At 75.2% G+C, this 6062-nt stretch carries 4 protein-coding genes; all 4 read right to left on the bottom strand.

The window, feature by feature from the left end; genetic code table 11:
- Nucleotides 1-141 precede the first annotated feature (141 nt).
- Nucleotides 142-2103 (bottom strand): biotin carboxylase N-terminal domain-containing protein, encoded by a 1962-nt coding sequence (locus AB0E19_RS38110; RefSeq protein ID WP_362189683.1) that lies wholly within the window; start codon nt 2101-2103, stop codon nt 142-144.
- Between the two features lie 23 nt (nt 2104-2126).
- Nucleotides 2127-3725 carry a carboxyl transferase domain-containing protein gene (locus AB0E19_RS38105; protein WP_362189680.1) on the bottom strand — a complete coding sequence of 533 codons (1599 nt, stop codon included), beginning with the start codon at nt 3723-3725 and terminating at the stop codon, nt 2127-2129.
- A complete protein-coding gene (locus AB0E19_RS38100; RefSeq protein WP_362189677.1) occupies nt 3722-5542 on the bottom strand; it encodes an acyclic terpene utilization AtuA family protein in 1821 nt (606 codons plus the stop codon). The genes AB0E19_RS38105 and AB0E19_RS38100 overlap by 4 nt, the downstream gene beginning before the upstream one ends.
- Nucleotides 5539-6062, bottom strand: a 524-nt coding sequence (locus tag AB0E19_RS38095; RefSeq protein WP_362189674.1) for a TIGR03084 family metal-binding protein, incomplete at its 5' end; no start/stop codon positions are given. The genes AB0E19_RS38095 and AB0E19_RS38100, both read right to left, overlap by 4 nt.

The raw sequence follows: 6062 nt of genomic DNA, 5'->3' as shown, positions 1-6062 counted from the left end.
CCGGCAGGTTCACGCCCAGGTAGCCGAGCTTCCCGGCCTCCGCCCACAGGGCGGCCCGGTCGAAGCCGGGACCGTGGCGGCGGCCGAGCGCGGAGACGGCGGCGCGGAGCTCGGTGTGCTCCCGGGGCTCGATGTCGGTGCTCATACGGTGTCTTCCTCCTGGTCTTCGGCCTGTACGTCTTCGGTCTGTACGACGGCGAGCAGGGCACCGACCTCGACCTGACGGCCGGGGGCGGCGTGGAGCGCGGTGAGCGTGCCGGAGGCGGGAGCGGTGACGCGGTGCTCCATCTTCATCGCCTCCAGCCAGAGCAGCGGCTGCCCGGCCTCGACCCGGTCGCCGACGGCGAGGCCGTCCGCGAGCCGGACGACGGTGCCGGGCATCGGCGCGAGCAGCGACCCGGGGAGGGTCTGCTCGCGAGGGTCGGTGAAGCGGGGGCGGGGGGTGAGCCGATGGCGCCCGACGTGGACGGTCCCGTCCCCGTAGGCCGCCACCTCGAAGTCCCGTACGACGCCCGCGACTTCGAGCCGTACGCGGTCGGGCTCCGCGCTCACGACCCGTACCCCCTCGGGGGCGAGCACCTCGAAGCCGCCGCCCCGGGTGGGCCGGTAGCGGACCTCGGTGCCGCCCTCGGTGCCGTCCTCGTACCTCCGGATCTCGTCCTGCGAGCGGAGGTTGCGCCAGCCGCCGCCGAAGCGGCCGGAGTCCCGGCGCGCGGCGGCCAGCGCGGCGGCGACGGCCGCACAGGCCGCGCCGCCCTCGGCGGGCCGGGTGAGCGCCTCCAGGTTCCGCTCGTAGAAGCCGGTGTCGAGCCGGGCCTCGTCCAGGAACTCCCCGTGCCGCAGCGAGGCGACGAGGAGGTCCCGGTTGGTGGCCGGCCCGTGGATCACGGCCCGCTCCAGGACGCCCGCGAGCTTGCGGACGGCCTCCGCACGGGTCGGCGCCGACGCGACGACCTTCGCGAGCATGGCGTCGTAGTGCACGGGGACGGTGTCCCCGGAGCCGTATCCGCTGTCGGTCCGCACGCCGCTCCCGCCCGGCACCGCGAACGCGTGCAGGCGGCCCGTCTGCGGCGCCCACCCCGCCGACGGGTCCTCCGCGTACAGCCGGGCCTCGACGGCGTGCCCCCGGGCGGCGGGCGGCTCCGGCGGCAGCGGGCGGCCCTCGGCGACGGCGAGCTGGAGGGCGACGAGGTCGACGCCGTGCACGGCCTCGGTCACCGGGTGCTCGACCTGGAGGCGGGTGTTCATCTCCAGGAAGTGCAGCATGGGGGTCCCCCCTGCCCGAGCGGAGCCGAGAGCTTGGGGGACGTCCGCGACCAGGAACTCCACCGTGCCCGCGCCCACGTACCCGACGGCCTTGGCGGCCGCCACCGAGGCCCCGTACAGCTCCTCGGCGAGCGCGGCCGGCAGGCCGGGCGCCGGGGACTCCTCGATCACCTTCTGGTGCCGCCGCTGCAGCGAGCAGTCGCGGGTGCCGAGCGCCCACACCGTGCCGTGCGCGTCGGCGAGGATCTGCACCTCGACGTGGCGCCCGTCCTCCACGTACGGCTCGACGAACACCTCGCCGTCCCCGAAGGCGCTCTCCGCCTCGGCCGAAGCCGCCTTCAACTCCCCTTTCAGATCGGCCAGTTCGCGGACGATCCGCATGCCGCGCCCGCCGCCGCCCGCCGCCGCCTTCACCAGGACGGGCAGCTCGGTGGCGGTGACGGCCGCCGGGTCGAGCGGCGCGATGCCGAGGAGCTCCTTGGCGCGGGTCTTCGACGCCATCGCCTCGATGGCCTCCGGCGGCGGACCGATCCACCGCAGCCCGGCCTCCGTCACCGCCCGGGCGAAGCCGGCGTTCTCGGAGAGGAAGCCGTAGCCGGGGTGGACGGCGTCCGCGCCTGCCGCGAGCGCCGCCGCGACGATCAGGTCGCCGCGCAGATACGTCTCCGAGGGCGCCGCCCCCGGCAGCCGCACCGCCGCGTCCGCCTCCCGCACGTGCAGGGCGTCCGCGTCGGCGTCGGAGTACACGGCGACGGTCGCGATGCCCAGCTCACGGCAGGTGCGGAAGACGCGGCAGGCGATCTCGCCACGGTTGGCGACCAGGACGGTCGAAATCATCGTTGGCGTCGACATCAGTGGCCTCACATTCGGAAGACGCCGAAGCCGCCGCGCGCGCCCTCGACCGGTGCCGTGTGGATCGCGGACAGGCACAGCCCGAGGACCGTGCGGGTGTCGCGGGGGTCGATGACCCCGTCGTCGTAGAGCAGGCCGGAGAGGAAGTGCGGCAGCGACTCGGACTCGATCTGCGCCTCGACCATGGCCCGCAGACCGGCGTCGGCCTCGTCGTCATAGGGCTGCCCCTTCGCCGCCGCCGACGCCCGCGCCACGATCGACAGCACGCCCGCGAGCTGCTGCGGCCCCATGACGGCGGACTTGGCGCTCGGCCAGGCGAAGAGGAACCTCGGGTCGTACGCCCGCCCGCACATGCCGTAGTGGCCGGCGCCGTAGCTCGCCCCCATGAGGACGGACAGGTGCGGGACCTTCGAGTTCGACACCGCGTTGATCATCATCGCGCCGTGCTTGATGATGCCGCCCTGCTCGTACTCCTTGCCGACCATGTAGCCGGTGGTGTTGTGCAGGAACAGCAGCGGGACGTCCCGCTGGTTCGCCAGCTGGATGAACTGCGCGGCCTTCTGCGACTCCGCGCTGAACAGCACCCCCTGCGCGTTCGCGAGGATCCCCACCGGGTAGCCGTGCAGCCGCGCCCAGCCGGTCACCAGCGACGCCCCGTACAGCGGCTTGAACTCGTCGAAGTCCGAGCCGTCGACGAGCCGGGCGATCACCTCGCGCGGGTCGAACGGCGTCCGCAGGTCGCCCGGGACGATCCCGAGGAGCTCCTCGGCGTCGTACTTCGGCGGCTCGGCCGGGCCGGGGTCCGCGTGGTGCTTGCGGTGGTTGAGGCGGGCGACGATCCGGCGGGCCTGCCGGATCGCGTCGGCCTCGTCGACGGCGTAGTGGTCGGCGAGCCCGGAGACGCGGGCGTGCATCGCCGCGCCGCCGAGGGACTCGTCGTCGCTCTCCTCGCCGGTCGCCATCTTCACCAGCGGCGGTCCGCCGAGGAAGACCTTCGACCGCTCCTCGATCATCACCGTGTGGTCGGACATGCCGGGCACGTACGCCCCGCCGGCCGTCGAGTTCCCGAAGACGACCGCGACCGTCGGGATCCCGGCGGCGGAGAGCCGGGTGAGGTCGCGGAAGAGCGCCCCGCCCGGGATGAAGATCTCCTTCTGGGACGGCAGGTCGGCGCCGCCGGACTCGACGAGCGAGATCACCGGCAGCCGGTTGGCGAACGCGATCTCGTTGGCCCGCAGCGCCTTCTTCAGCGTCCACGGGTTGGAGGCGCCGCCCCGCACGGTCGGGTCGTTGGCGGTGATCAGGCACTCGACGCCCTCCACGACCCCGATGCCGGTGACCAGGGACGCCCCTACGGGGTACGAGCTGCCCCAGGCGGCGAGCGGTGACAGCTCCAGGAACGGCGAGTCGGGGTCGACCAGGAGCTCGATCCGCTCCCGCGCGAGCAGCTTGCCGCGCTCGCGGTGCCGGGCGGTGTACTTCTCGCCGCCGCCGGCGAGCGCCTTGGCGTGCTCGGCGTCGAGCGCGTCGAGCTTCTCCAGCATCGCGGCGCGATGCTCCTGGTAGTCGGGTCCGCCGGTGTCGAGGGCGGAGGCGAGGACGGTCACGCGGGTCCCTCCGGAAGGTCGGGGCGGTCGGGGCCATCGGCACGGGTATCGGTGCGGGCATCGGCACGGGTATCCGTGCGGGCGTCGGCGTCCTCGCGGGCGTGGGCGTCGGCGCGGGCGGCCGGGCCGTCGGCCGGCAGGAGTTCCGCCGGTACGTCCACGTGCCGGGAGCGGAGCCATTCGCCGAGGGCCTTGGCCTGGGGGTCGAAACGGGCCTGGGAGGCGACGCCCTCGCCGAGGATCCCGGCGACGGTGAAGTTCACCGCCCGCAGGTTCGGCAGCACATGCCGGGCGACGGCCAGGCCGGCCGTCTCCGGCAGGAGTGCACGGAACAGGTCGACGGTGAGCGTGTGCGCGAGCCACCGCCACGCGGCCTCCGTCCGCACCCACACCCCCACGTTCGCGTCCCCGCCCTTGTCTCCGCTGCGGGCCCCCGCGATCCGCCCGAGCGGCGCGCGGACCGTCGGCCCCGGCGGCAGCGGCTCGGGGAGCTCCGGTCCGGGCACGGGTTCCAGGGCGCGGGTCGCGGGCGGCACGGGCACGGCGACCCGGGTCCCGTCGGGCAGCACCGCCGTGTGCGGGACGTCCCCGGCGGGCACGTACGCCGTCTCGAAGACCCCGTAGGGGGCGCCCCTGCCCGGCGGGGCGGTCACGTGGAAGCCCGGATAGCTGGCGAGGGCCAGCTCGATCGCCGCCCCGGTCAGGGTCCGCCCCACCTTCTCCGGGTCGGGGTCGCGGACGACGAGCCGCAGCAGCGCGCTCGCGGTCTCCTCCGTGCCGGCGTCCTCCCGGTCGGTGCGGGCCAGCTCCCAGCGGACGTCGGCGGGCGGGTCCTGCGCCAGGGCTCCGTGGATCTGCTCCCGGACGAGCGCGGCCTTCTCCTCCACGTCGAGGCCGGTGAGGACGAAGACGACCTCGTTGCGGTGGCCGCCGAGCCGGCAGCGGCCCACCTTGAGCGTCGCCGGCGGCGCCTCGCCCCGCACCCCGTCGATCCGCACCCGGTCCGGCCCCTGCGCCGTCAGCCGCACCGAGTCGAGCCGGGCGGTCACGTCGGGCCCGGCGTACCGGGCGCCGGAGGTCTCGTACAGCAGCTGCGCGGTGACGGTGCCGACGTCGACGACCCCGCCCGTGCCGGGATGCTTGGTGACGACCGCCGACCCGTCCTCGTACACCTCGGCCAGCGGGAAGCCGGGCCGCAGCAGCAGCTTCGGCTCGTGCTCGCGGAAGAAGGCGTAGTTGCCGCCGGTGGCCTGCGTACCGCACTCCAGGACGTGCCCGGCGACGACCGCCCCGGCGAGCCGGTCGTACTCCTCGGGCCCCCACCCGAACCACCACTGGGCGGGCCCGGTGACGAGCGCCGCGTCCGTCACCCGCCCGGTGACGACGACCTCCGCGCCGGCCTCCAGGCAGGCCGCGATCCCCGCCCCGCCGAGGTAGGCGTTGGCGGTCAGCACGCCCGCCTCGCCCGGCAGCCGGTCCCCCTCCACGTGTCCGACCCGCGTCGGCAGCCCGAGCCGCCCGGCCAGGCCGCGCAGGGCCTCCGCGAGCCCCGCCGGGTTCAGTCCGCCGGCGTTGACGACGATCCGCGTGCCCCGGTCGTGGGCGAGCCCGAGGCCCTCCTCCATCTGCCGCAGGAAGGTCTTCGCGTACCCGGCGGAGGGGTCCTTCAGCAGGTCGCGGCCCAGGATCAGCATGGTCAGCTCGGCGAGGTAGTCCCCGGTGAGCACGTCGAGCCGGCCGCCGGTCAGCATCTCGCGGACGGCGCCGAACCGGTCGCCGTAGAACCCGGAGGCGTTCCCGATCCTCAACACCCTCATGACGCCTCCCCCTTCGGGCCGCGCCCCGGCCCCGCCGGACCGGCGAACGCCTGGGCGATGCCCAGCCAGTGCTCCGCGTCCGCCCCCTCCGCGCGCAGCCCCGTGTCGTCCCGGTGCACCCGCTGCGTGACGAGCAGGCAGAACTCGACCGCGTCCCCGCCGACCCGCTGGGCGGCGTCCTCGGGGCCGTACGCCCACGACTCCCCGCCAGGACCGGTCAGTTCGACCCGGAACGGCTCGGCGGGCGGCTGCTCGCCGCGCACCAGGTACGCGTAGTCACGGGCCCGGTGCCCGATCCAGGCCACGTGCCGCAGCCGCGCGGTCGGCCGGCGTACGGCCCCGAGGGCGTCGGCGACGTCCTGGCCGTGCGCCCAGGTCTCCATCAGCCGGGCCGTCGCCATCGCCGGGGCGCTCATCGGCGGCCCGTACCAGGGGAACCGCCCGCCGGGCGGCACCTTCCGCAAGGCCTCCTCCAGGAGCCGTCGCCCCTCCCGCCAGCGGGCGAGCAGCTCGGCGGGCG

The organism is Streptomyces sp. NPDC047974, from assembly GCF_040653375.1.
Classification (GTDB): Bacteria; Actinomycetota; Actinomycetes; order Streptomycetales; family Streptomycetaceae; genus Streptomyces.
This window is presented reverse-complemented; position numbering and strand designations above follow the sequence as displayed.

Excerpts from the sequence above, each read along its gene's own strand:
- AB0E19_RS38110 (WP_362189683.1), bottom strand. The coding sequence starts at position 2,103 with ATGATTTCGACCGTCCTGGTCGCCAACCGTGGCGAGATCGCCTGCCGC.
- AB0E19_RS38100 (WP_362189677.1), bottom strand. The coding sequence starts at position 5,542 with ATGAGGGTGTTGAGGATCGGGAACGCCTCCGGGTTCTACGGCGACCGG.